General features: G+C 54.6%; 18 protein-coding genes. 12 read left to right on the top strand and 6 right to left on the bottom strand.

The window, feature by feature from the left end:
- Positions 1-3 precede the first annotated feature (3 nt).
- From HOY33_RS12830 to HOY33_RS12815, 4 genes are all read left to right on the top strand, one after another.
- Entirely contained in the window at positions 4-999 is a 996-nt protein-coding gene (locus HOY33_RS12830) for an ABC transporter ATP-binding protein (RefSeq protein ID WP_172290602.1), read from the top strand.
- Positions 996-1,868, top strand: coding sequence for an ATP-binding cassette domain-containing protein (locus HOY33_RS12825; protein WP_172290601.1), 873 nt, complete (start codon positions 996-998; stop codon positions 1,866-1,868). Before HOY33_RS12830 ends, HOY33_RS12825 begins: the two co-directional genes overlap by 4 nt.
- A gap of 99 nt (positions 1,869-1,967) precedes the next feature.
- The gene (locus tag HOY33_RS12820) at positions 1,968-3,404 is read left to right on the top strand and encodes a M20 family metallopeptidase (protein ID WP_172290600.1); all 1,437 of its coding nucleotides are present in this window, start codon (positions 1,968-1,970) and stop codon (positions 3,402-3,404) included.
- Between the two features lie 27 nt (positions 3,405-3,431).
- Positions 3,432-4,361, top strand: a complete 930-nt coding sequence (locus HOY33_RS12815) for a LysR family transcriptional regulator (RefSeq protein WP_172290599.1) — start codon at positions 3,432-3,434, stop codon at positions 4,359-4,361.
- Between the two features lie 33 nt (positions 4,362-4,394).
- On the opposite strand, the gene HOY33_RS12810 is transcribed toward HOY33_RS12815, so the two are convergent.
- Positions 4,395-5,366, bottom strand: a complete 972-nt coding sequence (locus HOY33_RS12810; protein WP_172290598.1) for a DMT family transporter — start codon at positions 5,364-5,366, stop codon at positions 4,395-4,397.
- 145 nt (positions 5,367-5,511) lie between these two features.
- Between HOY33_RS12810 and HOY33_RS12805 the strand changes: the two genes are divergently transcribed.
- Positions 5,512-5,997, top strand: coding sequence for an Lrp/AsnC family transcriptional regulator (locus HOY33_RS12805; RefSeq protein WP_172290597.1), 486 nt, complete (start codon positions 5,512-5,514; stop codon positions 5,995-5,997).
- A 212-nt stretch (positions 5,998-6,209) separates the two neighbouring features.
- The gene (locus HOY33_RS12800; protein WP_172290596.1) at positions 6,210-7,226 is read left to right on the top strand and encodes a 1-aminocyclopropane-1-carboxylate deaminase; all 1,017 of its coding nucleotides are present in this window, start codon (positions 6,210-6,212) and stop codon (positions 7,224-7,226) included.
- A 160-nt stretch (positions 7,227-7,386) separates the two neighbouring features.
- On the opposite strand, the gene HOY33_RS12795 is transcribed toward HOY33_RS12800, so the two are convergent.
- Entirely contained in the window at positions 7,387-7,896 is a 510-nt protein-coding gene (locus tag HOY33_RS12795; RefSeq protein WP_172290595.1) for an Lrp/AsnC family transcriptional regulator, read from the bottom strand.
- A 175-nt stretch (positions 7,897-8,071) separates the two neighbouring features.
- Between HOY33_RS12795 and HOY33_RS12790 the strand changes: the two genes are divergently transcribed.
- The 3 genes from HOY33_RS12790 to HOY33_RS12780 all read left to right on the top strand — a co-directional run bounded on the left by HOY33_RS12790 (position 8,072) and on the right by HOY33_RS12780 (position 10,489).
- Positions 8,072-8,908: an ABC transporter substrate-binding protein gene (locus HOY33_RS12790; RefSeq protein ID WP_172290594.1), complete on the top strand. Its 837-nt coding sequence runs from the start codon at positions 8,072-8,074 to the stop codon at positions 8,906-8,908.
- Between the two features lie 97 nt (positions 8,909-9,005).
- The gene (locus HOY33_RS12785; RefSeq protein WP_172290593.1) at positions 9,006-9,758 is read left to right on the top strand and encodes an amino acid ABC transporter permease; all 753 of its coding nucleotides are present in this window, start codon (positions 9,006-9,008) and stop codon (positions 9,756-9,758) included.
- Between the two features lie 2 nt (positions 9,759-9,760).
- The gene (locus HOY33_RS12780; RefSeq protein WP_172290592.1) at positions 9,761-10,489 is read left to right on the top strand and encodes an amino acid ABC transporter permease; all 729 of its coding nucleotides are present in this window, start codon (positions 9,761-9,763) and stop codon (positions 10,487-10,489) included.
- 3 nt (positions 10,490-10,492) lie between these two features.
- On the opposite strand, the gene yieH is transcribed toward HOY33_RS12780, so the two are convergent.
- Positions 10,493-11,158 (bottom strand): 6-phosphogluconate phosphatase, encoded by a 666-nt coding sequence (yieH, locus tag HOY33_RS12775; protein ID WP_172290591.1) that lies wholly within the window; start codon positions 11,156-11,158, stop codon positions 10,493-10,495.
- Between the two features lie 15 nt (positions 11,159-11,173).
- On the opposite strand from yieH, the gene HOY33_RS12770 reads away from it, so the two are divergent.
- Positions 11,174-11,443 (top strand): hypothetical protein, encoded by a 270-nt coding sequence (locus tag HOY33_RS12770; protein WP_172290590.1) that lies wholly within the window; start codon positions 11,174-11,176, stop codon positions 11,441-11,443.
- Between the two features lie 95 nt (positions 11,444-11,538).
- Positions 11,539-12,876 (top strand): NCS2 family permease, encoded by a 1,338-nt coding sequence (locus HOY33_RS12765; RefSeq protein WP_172290589.1) that lies wholly within the window; start codon positions 11,539-11,541, stop codon positions 12,874-12,876.
- Between the two features lie 35 nt (positions 12,877-12,911).
- On the opposite strand, the gene HOY33_RS12760 is transcribed toward HOY33_RS12765, so the two are convergent.
- From HOY33_RS12760 to aegA, 3 genes are all read right to left on the bottom strand, one after another.
- Positions 12,912-13,670, bottom strand: coding sequence for a 4'-phosphopantetheinyl transferase superfamily protein (locus HOY33_RS12760; RefSeq protein ID WP_172290588.1), 759 nt, complete (start codon positions 13,668-13,670; stop codon positions 12,912-12,914).
- A gap of 201 nt (positions 13,671-13,871) precedes the next feature.
- On the bottom strand, positions 13,872-14,408 hold the full coding sequence (locus HOY33_RS12755; protein WP_172290665.1) for a 4Fe-4S dicluster domain-containing protein: 537 nt from the start codon (positions 14,406-14,408) through the stop codon (positions 13,872-13,874).
- Positions 14,408-16,429 (bottom strand): formate-dependent uric acid utilization protein AegA, encoded by a 2,022-nt coding sequence (gene aegA, locus HOY33_RS12750; RefSeq protein WP_172290587.1) that lies wholly within the window; start codon positions 16,427-16,429, stop codon positions 14,408-14,410. The genes HOY33_RS12755 and aegA overlap by 1 nt, the downstream gene beginning before the upstream one ends.
- Before the next feature lie 606 nt (positions 16,430-17,035).
- On the opposite strand from aegA, the gene HOY33_RS12745 reads away from it, so the two are divergent.
- Positions 17,036-17,707 (top strand): CsgG/HfaB family protein, encoded by a 672-nt coding sequence (locus HOY33_RS12745; RefSeq protein WP_172290586.1) that lies wholly within the window; start codon positions 17,036-17,038, stop codon positions 17,705-17,707.
- Positions 17,708-17,713 lie beyond the last annotated feature (6 nt).

Raw genomic sequence — 17,713 nt, 5'->3', positions numbered from 1 at the left:
GCCATGAATAACGACATTTTGCTGGATGTAAAAAACCTGCGCGTCGACCTGCCCACGTCCCGGGGTACGCTGCATGCGGTTCGCGGGCTGGATTTTTCGGTACGACGCGGGGAAATGCTGTGTCTGGTCGGCGAGTCCGGCTGCGGCAAGTCCATGACGTCGCTGGCGCTGATGGATTTGCTGCCGCGTAAAGCGGTGCGCACGGCGGATCATATTCGTTTTAAGGGCATCGAATTGCAATCGCTGAAAAAACGCGAGATCACCGCGCTGCGCGGCGATCAAATGTCGATGATCTTTCAGGAACCGATGACCTCGCTCAATCCCTCGTTCACGCTGGGTAATCAACTGTGCGAAACGCTTCAGGCGCACCGCAAGGTTTCGCAGTCACAGGCCCGGGATCGGGCGGTTTATCTGATGGAGCGGGTAGGGATTCCCATGGCCGCCGATCGCCTGAATCAGTATCCCCATCAGCTTTCCGGCGGTCTGCGGCAGCGCATCATGATCGCCATGGCGCTGATGTGCGAACCGGAACTGATTATCGCCGACGAACCGACAACCGCGCTGGATGTCACCATTCAGGCGCAGATCCTGCGCATGCTGCGCGAGTTGCAGCAGGAGTTTGGCATGGCGGTGATTTTCATCACCCATGATTTGGGGGTGGTGGCGCGTATCGCCGATCGGGTGGCGGTGATGTATGCCGGACAGATCGTGGAAACCGCGCCGGTGATGACGTTGTTTAACCATCCATGTCACCCGTATACCCGGGCCTTGCTCGAGTGTATTCCGATTCAGGGGAAAACCATTCCCGGTCAGCCGCTGAACGCCATTCCCGGCGTGGTGCCCAGTCTGATTGGCGCCCAGCGGGGCTGTGCGTTCAGCAATCGTTGTTGCCACTGTGCGGCGGCCTGTGATCAGGACACGCCTTATGTCAAGGTAACGGACCAGCATGCGGTGCGCTGCATTCGGGCCTTACCGATACGGAACGCGGAGGTCGCATGAGTGATAGCCTGAACCCTCATGTCGCGTCTTCGGCGTTGCCGACGCATATTCCGGGCAATGATGATATTGCGCTGGAGCTGTGTTCGCTATCGCGGGTTTTCCGCCTCAATCGCGGCCTGTTTACCCGCGCGGGCGAAATCCGGGCGGTGAACGATGTCTCGCTACGCATCCGGCGGGGAGAAACGCTGGGGCTGGTGGGCGAGTCCGGCTGCGGAAAAAGCACGCTGGCGAAAATGCTGCTGGGCCTGTTGCCGCCGACGTCCGGCAACGTGCTGATCGAAGGGCGTGAAATTGATGCCGGCAACCGCAAGGAAATGTCGGCCCACATTCAGCCTATTTTTCAGGATCCTTACTCATCGCTCAATCCGCGCCGCACGGTGGCGGATATCGTGGAGGTCGCCCTGCGCCTGCACGGAATCGGCACGCCGGCGGAGCGTAAACAACGGGTCACCGAAATGCTGGATGTGGTGGGGATGCCCGCCCGGACGCACAGTCAGTATCCCGGTCAGCTTTCCGGCGGCCAGCGTCAGCGGGTGGCGATCGCCCGGGCGCTGATTATGCGCCCTGACATTCTAATCTGTGATGAGCCGACCTCCGCGCTGGATGTGTCGGTGCAGGCGCAAATCCTTAATCTGCTGCTGGCGCTCAAGCAGGAATTTGGCCTGACCTATCTGCTGATCAGCCACAACCTGTCGGTGGTGGAGCATCTGGTCGATCACGTGGCGGTGATGCAGAAAGGTTCGATTGTCGAACAGGGTACGCGCGAGCAGATTTTCCACTCGCCGCAGCACCCTTATACCAAATCGCTGTTGGCTTCGGTGCTGACGCCGGAGCCGGGACTGGGCATTCCGGATATCGAACCGCATTAACCCGAACCAAGCGCAGACCGCACGGACAAACACGCAACGGCTCCGCGGGAGCCATGCTGTTTACTCATCAATATCGGATAAAAAGAGGACAGACTGACGATGACGCGTGAAGAGACTATCCGGGCTACCGTCGATTATTTTGATGCAGGCAAATTCACGGCCACCCTGGCGCGCAGGGTGGCGTACCGGACGGAAAGCCAGGATGCCGGCAGCGGGCCGGTTCTGATGTCCTACCTGACGGATGAGATGCTGCCCGCGCTGCGGGCATTGGGTTTCGAATGTCTGATCGTGGAAAACCCCATCGGCGGCAAAGCGCCTTTTTTGCTGGCCCGGCGCATAGAGCCTGACGCCGCGTTGACGCTATTGACCTATGGTCATGGCGATGTGGTGCGGGGCTATGACGACCAATGGCGTGAGGGATTATCGCCGTGGGAGCTGGTGAAGGACGGCAACCTCTGGTACGGACGCGGAACCGCCGATAACAAAGGGCAGCACACCATCAACCTGTCGGCGCTGGAGCAGGTGCTGACCGCGCGCAACGGTCATCTTGGCTACAACGTGAAAATCATTCTGGAGATGGGGGAAGAGGATGGTTCGCCGGGGCTGGACGCGATCTGCGGACAATACCGCGACTGGCTGGCCGCCGATCTGTTTATTGCCTCGGACGGCCCGAGGATTTCCGCCGCCCGTCCGACCCTGTTTCTCGGGTCCCGCGGGGTGTTCAATTTTGAACTACGGCTGAATTTGCGCGAAGGCGCGCACCATTCGGGCAACTGGGGGGGACTGTTGAGCAACCCGGGCATTCGCCTGGCGCATGCCCTCTCCAGCATGGTGGACGCCCACGGCCAGATTCTGGTGCCGGGGCTGCGGCCGCCGGCGATATCCGAGACCCTGCGCCGTATTCTCGCCGACATTGAACTGGGCGGCGGGGCGACGGACCCGGCTATCGATCCCGGCTGGGGAGAACCGGGCCTGACGGCGGCGGAAAAACTTTACGGCTGGAATACGCTGGATGTGCTGGCATTTGTGACCGGCAATCCGGATAAGCCCGCCCACGCTATTCCGCCGCATGCCAAAGCACATTGTCATATGCGTTATGTGTTGGGCAGCGACGTGGCGAACTTTAGCCGGCATGTCCGCCATCATCTGGATGCCAACGGATTTGAAGACGTGGAGGTGGTTAATGCGGTTAGCCATTATGCCGCTACCCGGCTTGATCCCAACGATTTGTGGGTGCAATGGGGGGCGGCGTCGATAACCCGCTCTGCCGGCGCCAAAGCGGCGGTATTGCCCAATTTCGGCGGCGGACTGCCCAATGCCTGCTTCTCGGAAACGCTGGGGTTGCCGACGCTGTGGGTGCCGCATTCCTATCCTGCCTGTTCGCAACACGCGCCGAATGAGCATATTCTGGCGGATATGACGCTGGAAGCCCTTAAAATCATGACCGGTCTGTTCTGGGATCTGGCTGAGCAAGGGGCGGACATTTTACGGATGCGTTCACAGATAACGAAACCTCAATCGGCGGCAGCGCTATAAGCTTCAACACCCAGTGTGGGAGGTCGGATGCATAGCAACGAAATGCGTTATTTTATGGCGGTGGCGAATACCGGTTCGCTGAGCGCCGCCAGCAAGCAGTTGTTTGTCGCCGTTTCAGCCATCAGCAGACAGATCCAGCAGTTGGAAGCTCGTCTGGGCGTCCCTTTGTTCGAGCGGCATGCCCGGGGGATGATACTGAATGATGCCGGACATATTCTGGAAAATCATGTACGGCGCAGCATCACCGACATGGAACTGGCGATTGCCGAAATCGAAGGACTGAAATCCACCCGTCAGACCACCCTCCGGGTGGTCTGCACCGACGGCCTCGGCTTTAACCTTCTGCCGACGCTGCTGGCGAAATATCGTCAGCAGCATGCGGCGGTCAACTTTGTGCTGACGGTGGGCAGCGCCAGGCAGGTGCCCGATCTGGTTCGCAACGGCGAATGCGATGTGGCGCTAAAGTACAGCCTGGCGCCGGAACACGGCGTTCAGGTTTTCGCCTCTTTTTCCGCGCCGTTTATGGCGGTGATGAAAGAGGATCACCCGTTGGCGACAACGGATTTCCAGATGGCCGATCTGAATGCTTTTCCGGTCGCGCTTCCCGATCAGGCGGCGACCATCCGTCAATTGTTTGATCTTTCATGCCGCATGAACGGCGTTTTCATCGATCCGGTCTTTACCTGTAATCATTTCTCCACCCTGTATGCTTTTTTGCTCAATACGCCGGATGCTATCGCCATATGCAGCCATTTTTCCGTGTTGTACAGCGCCCGACGCGATGGTTTACAGGTGAAGTCGGTCAATATGGAGCCATTGAGCCAGCGAACCCTACAGATCCAGACCGAAGTCAGTAAGCCGACGACGCCGGCGCTGAAAGGTTTTGTTGAGTTTTTACGTGATGAGCTGGCGATACAGGATGCGCGGTTTCGCCAGGAATACGGCGTTTTAGGCTGATGGCGACATCGCTCCGCTCATGCGGTGCGGAAGTCATGACCTGCGTCGGCGTTGCGAAGGACAGGGTCTGTTCAGGGTGACGACCAGCATGCCGGCAATAATGGCGGTGACGCCAATAATCAGCCCGAGGGTTAAAGACTCATTCAGAAACAGAATCGAGATAATCAACCCGACAACCGGAACGCCCAGCATGGAGGATGCCATGCTGGTGCTTGAAATCCACTGGCTGGCCGTATTCACGGCGCAGAAACAGAAGGCGGTGGCGAGCGGCCCGACAAACAGGGCGATTTCCCACAGGTGCGGTGAGTTATCCCCGGTATAAGGCCCTTCTTTATACCAGGCGATAACAATCAGCGGCACGGCGGCAATCAGCATTTGCCAGGGCGCCAGATGATAGGCGCTGGACGCGCCGCGATGATGGCGCAAATGCAGGATGCAGATGGCCCAGCAGAATGATGCGATCAGCAGCAGGGCATTGGCGCGCAGCGCGTCGCTGTCCGTCCAGTCCAGCGTCAGCGGGTTAAACAGAATAGCGACGCCGGCAATGCCCATCAGCGTGCCGAGCAGTTCCCGACGGGTCACGCGTTGTCTGAAGAGCAGAATGGCGCCCGGCAGAACCCACAGGGGCGTGGTATAGGCCAGAATGGCGGAGCGGCCGGCGGGGATCGCCATCATGGCGATGGCGCCCAGCGCGGTAAAGGTCAGCATCTGCAACAGGCCGACGCTGAACAGCAGGGGGATATCGCGACGTTGAGGCAGTTTCAGCGTGCCGGTGACAATCTGGATAAAGAACAGGCACAGCCCGCCCAGCGCGAAACGCAGCGCAGAGAACCAGAGCGGCGTAATATGTTCCAGTCCGAGTTTCATGACCGGCCAGTTGGCGCCCCAAATCACGATCGCCAGCAAAAGCAGTACCACTCCCCCAATCTGACGCAACGATAATGCGCCGGCTGATTTTTCTTTCAGCCAGATTATTTTCTTATTTATTAACGAGGGAGAAATCATTTTATATTTTCTTTTCGCCGGTTGCTGGATAAATCCAGTTTATTATTTTTCCAACGGAAATTTTTTCCCTTATTAATCCGGATAGTTGGTTTTTGCAGGGTAATTTTTCCAACCGATTTGTTATTAACAGGCAAGGTTTTCTTTTATGCGTAAACTGGATAAAACCGATATCCGTATCCTCAATAAGTTGCAGGAAAATGCGAAAGTCACGCATGTGGAGTTGGCGAAAGCGGTCAATCTTTCCACCACGCCTTGTTTTAACCGGGTGAAAGCGCTGGAGGAGCTCGGGCTTATCCGTCAGCAGGTCACGTTACTTTCGCCGGAACGGCTTGGGCTGCACGTGAATGTGTTTATCCACGTCAGTCTTGACCGACAGGTGGAAGAGGTTCTGCAACGTTTTGAACAGGCCATCGCTGAGCGCCCGGAAGTCATGGAGTGCTATCTGATGACCGGGGACGCGGACTATCTTCTGCGGGTATTGGTAAAAAATATCAATGAGATAGAGCATTTTATCCTCCACCACCTGACGCGCATTCCCGGGGTGGCCAACATTCGATCCAGCTTTGCGCTCAAGCAGGTGCGCTATAAGACCACCCTGCCTTTGCCGCCGGAAGGCATTGTGCTGCCATAGTAGATTAATTTTATTTCGTGATGTGGTTATTTTTTTAGTGTAAAGGCTGTTTTAACTGTTTTTTGTGAAATTTAAATGATTAATTTTGAAGAATTTAGCAATTTAAATTCATCTGTTTATAGGTAATATTATGGTTATGGGATGACGGTATTTCTCAATGGAATATTGGCAACCTGCGGCTACCACTCCTTATTATTTACCGGAGCATTATTATGAATCTGGAGAAATTTCCACGTTATCCATTAACTTTTGGACCTTCCCCTATTACGCCAATGAAAAGGCTCAGTGAATATTTAGGCGGCGAGGTAGAAATATATGCCAAACGTGAAGATTGTAATAGTGGTCTGGCGTTTGGCGGCAATAAAACGCGTAAGCTGGAATATCTTATTCCTGAAGCGCTGGAACAGGGGTGCGATACGCTGGTTTCCATCGGCGGCATTCAGTCGAATCAGACGCGTCAGGTGGCCGCGGTGGCCGCTCATCTGGGCATGAAGTGTATCCTGGTGCAGGAAAATTGGGTGAATTATGCCGATGCGGTGTACGACCGGGTAGGGAATATTGAGTTATCCCGCATTATGGGCGCGGATGTGCGCCTGGATGCCGCCGGTTTTGATATCGGCATCCGCGAAAGCTGGAAAAACGCCATGGAAGAAGCGTCGCAGAATGGCGGTAAACCGTTCCCTATTCCTGCCGGTTGTTCCGAACACCCTTATGGCGGCCTGGGATTTGTCGGTTTTGCACAAGAAGTTCGCCAGCAGGAAAAAGAGTTGGGCTTCAAGTTTGACTATATTGTCGTGTGCTCCGTTACCGGCAGCACCCAGGCTGGTATGGTGGTCGGCTTTGCCGCCGATGGCCGCGCCCGGAATGTCATCGGTATTGATGCGTCGGCTAAACCGGAAAAAACCAGGGCGCAGATCCTGCGTATTGCGCAGAACACGGCGAATCTGGTTGAGCTGGGCCGGGAAATCACCGAGGAAGATGTGGTGCTGGATACCCGCTATGGCGGCCCGGAATACGGTCTGCCGAGCGAGGGCACGCTGGAAGCCATTCGTCTGTGCGCCCGAATGGAAGGCGTGATGACCGATCCGGTGTATGAGGGGAAATCCATGCAGGGTATGATCGATATGATCCGCAACCGGGAGTTCCCAAAAGGCTCGAAAGTGCTGTATGCCCATCTGGGCGGCGCGCCGGCGCTGAGCGCCTATAGCTATATTTTCCGTAACGGTTGACGGACAGTATTGTGCCCACGAGTGGGTTCTAGACAGTCAAGTAGCCTTTCGGTCGTCATCCTCGCGAAAGCGGGGATTTTTTTATAGATAACTCATTGATTAAAAAGATTCCCGCCTGCGCGGGAATGGCGGTTTGGTCCGTTGTGCGCGTATTTCTACCTTAAAACGTCAACTGCGTGGTGGAAAGCACTTCCCGCAGGCCGATAAAGGAGCGGATCTGGCGCACGCCGGGTAGAAAAAGCAATTGTTCGGCATGCAGCCGGTTAAAACTCTGATTGTCGCGGGTGCGGATCATCAAAATATAATCAAACTCACCGGTAACCACATGGCATTCCATACAGCCGCTGATTTTCTGTACCGCGGCTTCAAAATCTTCAAACGAGCCTGGCGTCGAGCGATCCAACACCACCCCGATTAATACCACCAGCCCGGCGTTAAGCGCTTCAGGGTTAAGCAGCGCGACGACGTTTTTAATCAGGCCAATCTGTTTGAGGCGTTCGACGCGCCTCAGGCAGGCCGGCGGGCTGAGATTGACTTTTTCCGCCAGCGCCACGTTGGACAAAGAGGCATCCGCCTGCAAAAGTCGCAGAATGGCCGTATCGAAGCGATCCAGTTCATAAGATTTCTTTTCCTCAGGGGGAGGCGTCACCAGAGGGGATTTGGCTTTCATTTATTTTTCCTCATTACGCGCGATATCTTATCGATCTCGGCGAATTTATTTATCAGTATAATCTGCTAAATACCCCATGTAACATAAGGTTATATTATAGCTATTTATGTTATTTCCCGCTTTTTCATCCCGCTGATAGCCTGAATTCAATAATTAAACCATTCAGGGGCAAAGAATGAAGAATCGTATTGTGGCATTGACGTTGTTGGCCGGTTTGGCCGCCGTTTCCGGGGCTGCACAGGCTGATAAGCTGGATGATATTCAAAAAGCGGGCGTAGTCAAAATCGCGGTATTCGACAGCAATCCGCCGTTTGGTTTTGTCGATCCGCAGAGCAAAAAGCTGGTGGGTTACGATGTGGATATCGCCGAAGCGATTGGTAAAGCGCTGGGAGTGAAAGTAGAACTGCGCGCAACCAATCCGGCCAACCGTATTCCATTACTAAGCGCTAAAAAAGTGGATCTGATCGCCGCCAACTTCACCATCACCGATGAACGCGCCAAGCAGGTCAACTTCAGCATTCCTTATTTCGCCACCGGACAAAAATTCATTGCCCGCAAAGGCGTGCTGAAAACCCCGGAAGATATTAAAGCGCTGCGTATTGGCGCGGATAAAGGCACGGTACAGGAAATTACCCTGCGTGAGCACTATCCCACCGCCAAAGTGATCTCCTATGACGATACGCCGCTGGCGTTTGCCGCGCTGCGCAACGGGAATGTTCAGGCCATCACCCAGGATGACGCCAAACTGGTCGGTTTGCTGGCGAACGTACCGGATGCCCAGAAAGCCGATTTTGAAATCTCGCCGTTCAGCATAACCAAAGAGTATCAGGGCGTGGGCATTCCCAAAGGTGAAGAACGTCTGACGGAGAAAGTAAACGAAACCTTATCGAATCTGGAAAAACAGGGCGAAGCAAAAACGATTTATGACCGCTGGTTCGGGCCAGAGACAAAATCTGCTCAGCCGCGCGGCGACTTTACTTTCGCACCGTTAGATCGGCAGCCAAAAGCCTGATACGCTAACCGGGTGATTAACCATGGCATTTTCGGCCCTCTGCAAGCAGAGGGCATTCTTGTTTGTAACACCCGATAAAATATAAAAACGGCTAATTATGAAACTGACGGATACCGCGCTGCACTATATTGATGAGTGGCTGTTGGCTCCCCAATACCTCGGCTGGCTCTGGCAGGGTTTTCTGGTCACGCTGTGGATCTCCCTTTGTACGGTAATTTTAGCCACGTCGCTGGGGTTCCTGCTGGCGGCGGCGAGGGATAGCCAACTGCGCGTGTTGCGCTGGCCGGTCATGGCTTACAGTTCGTTATTCCGCAATACGCCTTTGCTGATACAGCTTTTTTTCTGGTACTTCGGCGCCGGTCAGTTGTTCCCCTCGGCCATGATGCAATGGCTTAACACGCCGCATGACTTCACCCTGCTGGGGGTGAGCGTGGGGTGGCCCTCGTTTGAGTTTCTGGCCGGGCTGTTAGGGCTGACGCTCTATTCCAGCGCGTTTATTGCGGAAGAGATCCGCGCCGGTATCGGCGGTGTGGCGCGTGGGCAAAAGTACGCCGCGCTGGCGCTGGGGTTAACAGGGTGGCAATCCATGCGTTACGTGGTGTTGCCGCAGGCATTGAACATCGCCCTGCCGCCCTTGCTGGGGCAGTACATGAATGTGATTAAAAACTCCTCATTGGCAATGGCGATTGGCGTTGCCGAACTTTCTTATGCCTCCCGTCAGGTGGAAACCGAAACGTTGCGCACCTTTCAGGCGTTTGGGGTGGCGACGGTTTTGTACATCGCCATCATTGCGTTAATGGAAGGCTGGGGAATGTGGCGTCAGCAACGTCATCCGGTCGGGGAGCGCTGAAAATGGATTTCACTATTATTTACGATAACTTCAGCTATCTGATGTGGGGCGCCTTTCCCGATGGCCCGCTGGGCGGGGCGGCGCTGACGCTGGCGATTAGCCTGCTGGCGGGTATCGCTTCCGCGGTGCTGGGAACCCTGCTGGGCGTTGCGCTGGCGATGTCCCGCGGAAGGTGGGCGGCGCTGCTGGCGATGATCCTCGGCTTCTTTCGGGCCATTCCGGTCATCATGCTGATTTTCTGGACTTATTTCCTGCTGCCTATTCTGTTCGGCGTGGAGATCCCTGAAATTACCACCGTGGTGTGCGCGCTGGCGCTGATTGCATCGGCCTATCTGGCGCACGGCGTGAAAGCGGGGATCGTGGCTATCGGTCGTGGTCAATGGCAGGCCGGGTTATCCCTGGGGTTTAATCGCTGGGCGGTGCTGTGGCATATCGTTTTGCCCCAGGCGCTGCGGATGATGGCGCCGTCTTTCATCAACCAATGGATTTCGCTGATTAAAGATACCTCGTTGGCGTACATCGTGGGGGTGGGCGAACTGACATTCCTGGCCACGCAGGTGAACAACCGCAGCATGGTTTATCCGATGGAGGTTTTCCTGTTTGTCGCGCTGGTCTATTTTGTGTTTTGTCTGTCGCTGGAACTGCTGGCGAACGGGATCAACAAGCGTTTTAGCCGGCAGGAAAAACGGCCAAAACGCACATGGTTTGGGTGGCGCAACAAGCCCGCCTGATTTTTACGCCACTATATCCCAGCCTTTTTCACGCCATATCTGCGGCAATGCTTTCATGTCGTCAAACCGGGTGACCAGCGGGTGGTGAATCGGCGTGTTGTGCGCATCGGCGCAGTAGTAGAACACCGGAATGCCGGCGGCGATACCCGCCTGAACGCCGGAGGCGGAGTCGTCGACCAGAATACAGTTTTGAATGGGAACCTGCATTTGCTCCGCCGCATGGAATAACAGGGCGGGGTCGGGCTTCCATTTTTGCAGATCGTAACCGCTGTAAAGGTGGTCGCCGAAGAGTTCGAGCATATCCGTCAGCCCTAAAGAGTGGTGCATCTTACTGACCGGGCCATTCGACACCACGGCCATCGGCACCTTAATTGATTGCACCAGCTCGCGGGCGCCGGCGATAGGTTGCAGGGATTCATCAAACAGGCGCTTGATTTCCTGTCGAAAATGACGCTCGGCTTTTTCCATCGATACCTGTAGCCCATATTGCCGGCTGATGCGGGCAATAATCTCGTACAGCTTCACGCCCTTGTAGGTTTTTATCACCTCTTCCAGAGATAGCTCGACGCCATAAGGGATAAAAATATTCACGTAAGCCTGGCAGCATAAGACTTCGCTATCTACCAGCGTGCCGTCACAGTCGAAGAAAACGCATTCAATACGGGGCATGAAGGATCCTTATCAATGAGCAAATCGGCCTGGGTCGTTGACCAGCGGATGAACGCACGCGCGTCCGCCGACCTTTGTCATCGAACAGAGTATAATATGTACGATGAAACCACTACCCTGCTTTCATTTTCAATGAAAAACAAACGGTTGACAGGGAGCGTCGTTTATCTTTCCCGTAAACTTTCCTGTGTCGCCCGCTGGATTGGGCTGGTAATGAACTCGATGATGCGCCGCTTTTCCCGCCCCAGTCTGTGGGCTGAGATCGTGAACCGTTGCAGAGGCTAATTTGCTGAAGAAAAAAATAGCGAATCCAGGTTAATACGCGCGAATTTGTTATAGGATACCCGAAAACCACTATCCCTTTCTTTGGAACACTGACAATGAGTAAATCGCAATCCGGCCTTGCGGCGAAGCAAGGCCTGCTGGAGCGGCTGTTTAAATTGCAACAGCACGGCACCACCGCGCGGACGGAAACGATCGCCGGCTTCACCACCTTTTTGACCATGGTCTACATCGTTTTTGTTAACCCGCAGATTTTAGGCGCGGCCGGTATGGATACCAAAGCCGTCTTTGTCACCACCTGTTTGATCGCCGCGTTTGGCAGCATCCTGATGGGATTGCTGGCCAACCTGCCGGTTGCGCTGGCGCCGGCCATGGGACTGAACGCTTTCTTCGCGTTTGTCGTCGTCGGGGCGATGGGGCTTTCATGGCAGGTCGCCATGGGCGCTATTTTCTGGGGCGCAATCGGTTTCCTGTTGCTGACCATTTTCCAGATCCGTTACTGGATGATTGCCAATATCCCCCTCAGTTTGCGCTTGGGGATCGCCAGCGGTATCGGTCTGTTCATCGCCATGATGGGGCTGAAGAACGCCGGTATTATCGTGTCCAACCCTGAAACATTGGTTGCCGTCGGTAATCTGACGTCACACGGCGTATTGCTGGGCGCGCTTGGCTTTTTCATTATTGCCGCGCTGGCTTCACGCAATATCCACGCCGCGGTATTGGTTTCCATTGTGGTGACGACCTCCATTGGCCTGCTGCTCGGCGATGTGAAATTTGCCGGCGTTTTCTCCATGCCGCCGAGCGTCACATCGGTGGTTGGACAGGTTGATTTGGCGGGAGCGCTGAATCTGGGGCTGTCCGGGGTTATCTTTTCCTTTATGCTGGTCAACCTGTTCGACTCCTCCGGTACGCTGATTGGGGTAACGGATAAAGCCGGTCTGGTGGATGCACGCGGTAAGTTTCCCCGTATGAAACAGGCGCTGTATGTGGATAGCATTAGCTCGGTGGGCGGGGCTTTTATCGGCACCTCATCGGTGACGGCGTATATCGAAAGCTCTTCCGGCGTGTCCGTCGGCGGCCGCACCGGGCTGACCGCGGTTGTGGTGGGTTTACTCTTTCTGTTTGTGATTTTTCTGTCGCCGCTGGCGAGTATGGTGCCGGCCTATGCCGCCGCAGGCGCGCTGATTTATGTGGGCGTGTTGATGACATCAAGCCTGGCGCGGGTTAAATGGGACGATCTGACCGAAGCCGTACCGGCCTTTATTACGGCGGTGATGATGCCGTTCAGCTTCTCGATCACCGAAGGGATTGCGCTGGGCTTTATCTCTTATTGCGTGATGAAGCTGGCGACCGGCCGCTGGCGCGAAATCAGCCCCTGCGTGGTGGTGGTTGCGCTGTTGTTTCTGTTAAAAATTATTTTTATCGACGCGCATTAATAACATTATGCTCCGGGGCTCGCTCCGGAGCTGCGCTAGTTTGAGAGGGTCGACGACGCGTGATTCTGTGCCGCTTTTTCCGCGGTGTGGCTGGTCAGTTTCATATAGCGCAGGGATTGGCGCTGCTGTTGCACGATTTCTCCGGTTTTCTTCATGCCCGATCCCGTGTCGTATGTCCACATAATCAGCCGGTTCAGCGCCGGAACATGCGCACATGCCCAAGCCAGATAATCATCAATATCACTCATGACTTCCACCGTGGGATGGCAGTTGGAGCGCAGCCGGCCTGATGCCGGATGAAGTTTCAGATTTTCCGCCCGGCATTCATGGGATCTTGGAATTTTCATCAGCGACTGGCGAATAGTGCATAGCTGGGTCGCGGCCTCCAATGGGTCGTGCTGCGCTTCAATCCATGCTTTTTCGGCAAGGGTCTGTGTTTGCATACGTGCGGGGGGTGGGGTATGGGTTCTGACGTGCACAATCTCAATATCCATGCCGACGCAGCCTTCTTCGCTCAGCAGAATGGCAATGGTATTTCCGGCATAACCCAGGCTGAAGTTAGGCAGGTTGGGATCGGCGAAATAGGGCCGTCCATCCGGCGAAACAAGCAGCTTGGGCAATCGCGGATAGCCGAAAAAATAGAACATCATCTCGGCCAGCAACGCCCGGCTTTTCAGATAACGCTCGCTGCGTTTAGCGGGAAAGCCCTGCGCCGATGAAATGAGTTCATCGGGTAGTCTGTGTAGGTCAGGAAGTGCTTCCGTGCTGGTCCACCTGACGAAATGGCAGGTCATTATTCACTCCGTGATGACGATTAAAATGGCGTATCTCATTCGAGTCGTTATTTATAGTATAACAGATGCATATTATCAGACAAAAATATGAACTAAAGAAAAATAAGCGGATAAATCGGCGATTTTTATTTATTAATCGCAATGATGTTCCAAAATCTCCTCTCTCACCTGACATTACCGCGGTGTCTTTCCGCACCAGCGTTAAAGTAAACGAACGTCTCCATGGCCTCGCGCTGAACGCCGCTGTTTCTCAAGGATCCGTTGTTGTAATTCCGCTGATGTGACCAGCCTGAGCGCCGACGTCGGGCACACGCGTACACAGGAAGGGCTATCCGCCACGTCGACGCATAGATCACATTTGTGAACTTCGCTACTCGGCGCGGTATACGGCGGTTCGTCATCCTGATTGCTTTCCCTTAGGACGACATTAATCGCGCCAAAAGGGCAGGCGATAACACAACTTTTGCAGCCAATGCAGCGCGACTGGATAACCTGAACGCTGCCGCGATCGCGAACCAGCGCATCCTGCGGGCAGACGCTGGCACAGGGCGCGTTTTCACACTGATGACAGAGCACGGGTACGCTGACGCTGGCACTTTTTATCACCTTTAAGCGGGGGAAAAAGTGAGTGGGCCGCAGTTTTGCGCTGTTGCCGCCCGCATGGGCGACCGCGCAGGCGATTTCACAGGTCCGGCAGCCGATGCATTTTTCCGCCTCAGCGATAACAAATTGATTCATCATAGATTTTCCTCCCGGGATGAGTTGAAATCGCAGGCCAGCGACGTTGCCGGTATCGCGGCGGTACAGGCTTTTAGCTCCATCATGTCAATCATCCCCATGGCGGCTTTACGGCCGTCGGCAATCGCGGTCACCACCAGATCGGCTCCCCGGACGGCGTCCCCACCGGCAAAAATCTGCGGGTGATTGGTCTGACAGGGAAAGCGGCCGCTGGCCGGCGCGGTGATATGTCCCCAGTTATCCAGACTGACGTCTGCTTCTTCGAGCCACGGCATGCTGTGTGCCTGAAAGCCGAACGCGGTAATGACGGCATCCGCGGGTTGCACAAACTCCGAGCCGGGGATAGGGCGGGGACGACGACGCCCGCTGGCATCGGGCGCGCCCAGTTCGGTGCGCACCAGACAGACGCCGCACACTTCGCCCTGCTCGTTCAGGCAAATTCTCTGCGGTTGTACGTTGAACATAAAATCAACGCCTTCTTCGCGGGAGTTTTTTACCTCTTTTTTCGAACCCGGCATGTTGGCTTCATCGCGGCGGTAAGCGCAGGTGACGGACTCGGCCCCCTGGCGGATTGACGTACGCAGGCAGTCCATCGCGGTGTCGCCGCCGCCCAGAACCACGACTTTTTTGCCCGCCATGGAAATATAAGGTTCGTCTTCACGTTCAGGTAATCCCATAACGTGTTTGGTATTGGCGATTAAGAAGGGCAGCGCATCGAATACGCCCGGCGCATCCTCATGTTCAAGGCCGGCTTTCATCGAGCGGTAAGTCCCGACCCCCAGAAAGACGGTGTCGAATTCTTCGAGGATCCGGGCCAGCGAGATATCCTTGCCTACTTCGACGTTGAGCCGAAATTCAATGCCCATCTCACGAAAGATCTGGCGGCGATGCGCTAAAACCTGTTTATCCAGCTTAAAAGGCGGGATGCCAAAGGTTAGCAGTCCGCCAATTTCAGGATGGCGATCGAATACCACGGCCTGAACGCCATTGCGCGCCAGTACATCGGCGCAGGCCAGTCCGGCCGGGCCGGCGCCAATAACGGCGGCCCGTTTGCCGGTGGGCGCGACCTGGGTCATGTCGGGCGTCCATCCCATTTTCATCGCGGCGTCGGTAATGTAGCGTTCAATATTGCCGACGGTGACCGCGCCGTACTCCTTGCCCAGCGTACAGGCGCCTTCGCATAGGCGATCTTGCGGACACACCCGGCCGCAAATTTCCGGCAGGCTGCTGGTCCGGTGCGACAGTTCTACCGCGTCGAGAATACGTCCCTGCTTCGCCAGACTGAGCAGTTGCGGAATGTTGTTGTGCAGCGGGCAGGTCCATTCGCAGATCGAATGTTTGCCGCAGGCCAGACAGCGGTCGGCCTGATCCTGCGTCTGCTGCGGGGTGAATCCGTGGTAAATTTCGTCGAATGTGGATTTCCGTTGCGCCAGCGGTTTTTTCTCCGCATCAAGGCGCGGCCAGTTTTTTCGTTTATTCAGCGGGTTGGTGATGATGGTGTTAAGCACCGGCGTGGCGTGTTGCCAATGCGCGGCCGAGCGACGCGCCGTACTTTGCTGTTTTTCATGGCGGCGGTTTTCCAGCGTGTGTTCGCTGATTAAGCGCAGCGCCTGGGTCGGACAGGCTTCCACGCAGGCTTGCCCCTGCGGCCTGCCTGCGCACAGATCGCACTTGTGGGCGATTGCCGCGGCGCTCGCTGTGTCCGTCACAATGGACATCGCGCCGAACGGACAGGCCAGTACGCAGGTTTTGCAACCGATGCATTTTTCTTTCACGATCTGAATACTATTGTCTTTATGCACCAGGGCCTGCGTTGGGCAAACGCTGGCGCAGGGCGCGTCTTCACAATGACGGCAGGTCACTGCGGAGCGCAAATCCTGTGTATTGAATGCTTTTATTCTGGGCTGGAACATCTCGGCGCTGGTTGGATAGCGATCGTTGTTGTGTGAAATCACGCAGGCGATTTCACAAGCGCGGCAACCAATACAGTCCTGAGCATTTGCAATAACAAACCGATTCATACCCTTTTCCCCGACTTCATTTACCTATAAAAAAGAACCCAGAGGCGGCTCAGCTCAAAACAGCCAGACTGGCCTGTTTTTGCTGCGCACGTATCCATTGGATGTAAGGTGTTTACTTACGTCCAGATCGCTAGCCTCTGATATTTGGCGTTCGATTTTTTGTCTGGTCACCCAGAAAATGGTTTGGAAGGGGTTGGCAAGGATCTCGTCAGGAGAAAATACAACTATCCCCCCAGTTATTGCTTATCATCCTAATGATTTTATCGGCTGTTACTTTGATGTGGAGCATGTAAAAAGCTGGTTAAATATAAAATTTTCCGATCAACATTATTGAATCGATTCAGTTGATTATAATTTTACATATGGGCAACAAACGATAATGGGGATCGTATTGTCTACCCTGGTTTGATGATTTTTATCCCGTCGGGTCGAATTCATAATCATTATTCTGGAATATTTACTTGTGAAATAACTAGTTACTTTTCATTACGTTGTCCATAATATCCGCGTTATTCCGCTGACAGCTTTCATCCTGAAAGCGTAATGGCAATTTACTGTCAATAATATCGCTCTGCATTAATGGAGTTTCACTAAGGGATAGAAATTATGAATAAAAAGATTTTTTTTTGTTCCATCTTAATGTCCGCCGCCCTGTTAAGCGGTTGCGCAACGGAATCCTCTCGTACTGTTGAAGCACAAAAAGTCACGTCCTACGGCACGCCTTATCAAGGTGTTCGCAGCCCGATTTCCATCGGAAAATTTGAAAATCGTTCCAATTATATGAATGGTATTTTTTCTGATGGCGTAGACCGTTTAGGTAACCAGTCTAAAACTATTTTGGTCAGCCATTTACAGCAAAGCGGCCGCTTTAACGTATTGGATCGTACCAATATGGATGAGCTGAAGGCAGAAGCGGGGATGAAAGGCCAAACGCAGACGCTGAAAGGGGCAAATTACGTCATTACCGGTGATGTGACGGAATTTGGTCGTAAAGAAGTGGGGGATCACCAACTGTGGGGGATCCTCGGACGGGGTAAAACACAGGTCGCTTATGCAAAAACCACGTTGAATGTGGTGAACGTACAAACCTCGGAAGTGGTTTATTCCGTACAGGGCGCGGGTGAATATACGCTGTCAAACCGTGAGATCATCGGTTTTGGCGGTACAGCCAGCTATGACTCTACGCTGAACGGCAAAGTGCTGGATTTGGCGATCCGCGAGGCGGTAAATAATCTGGTGGCCGGGATAGAAAGTGGCGCATGGCGTCCGACAAACTAATGGAAT

Source organism: Brenneria sp. hezel4-2-4 (assembly GCF_013155275.1).
GTDB lineage: Bacteria > Pseudomonadota > Gammaproteobacteria > Enterobacterales > Enterobacteriaceae > Brenneria.
This window is presented reverse-complemented; position numbering and strand designations above follow the sequence as displayed.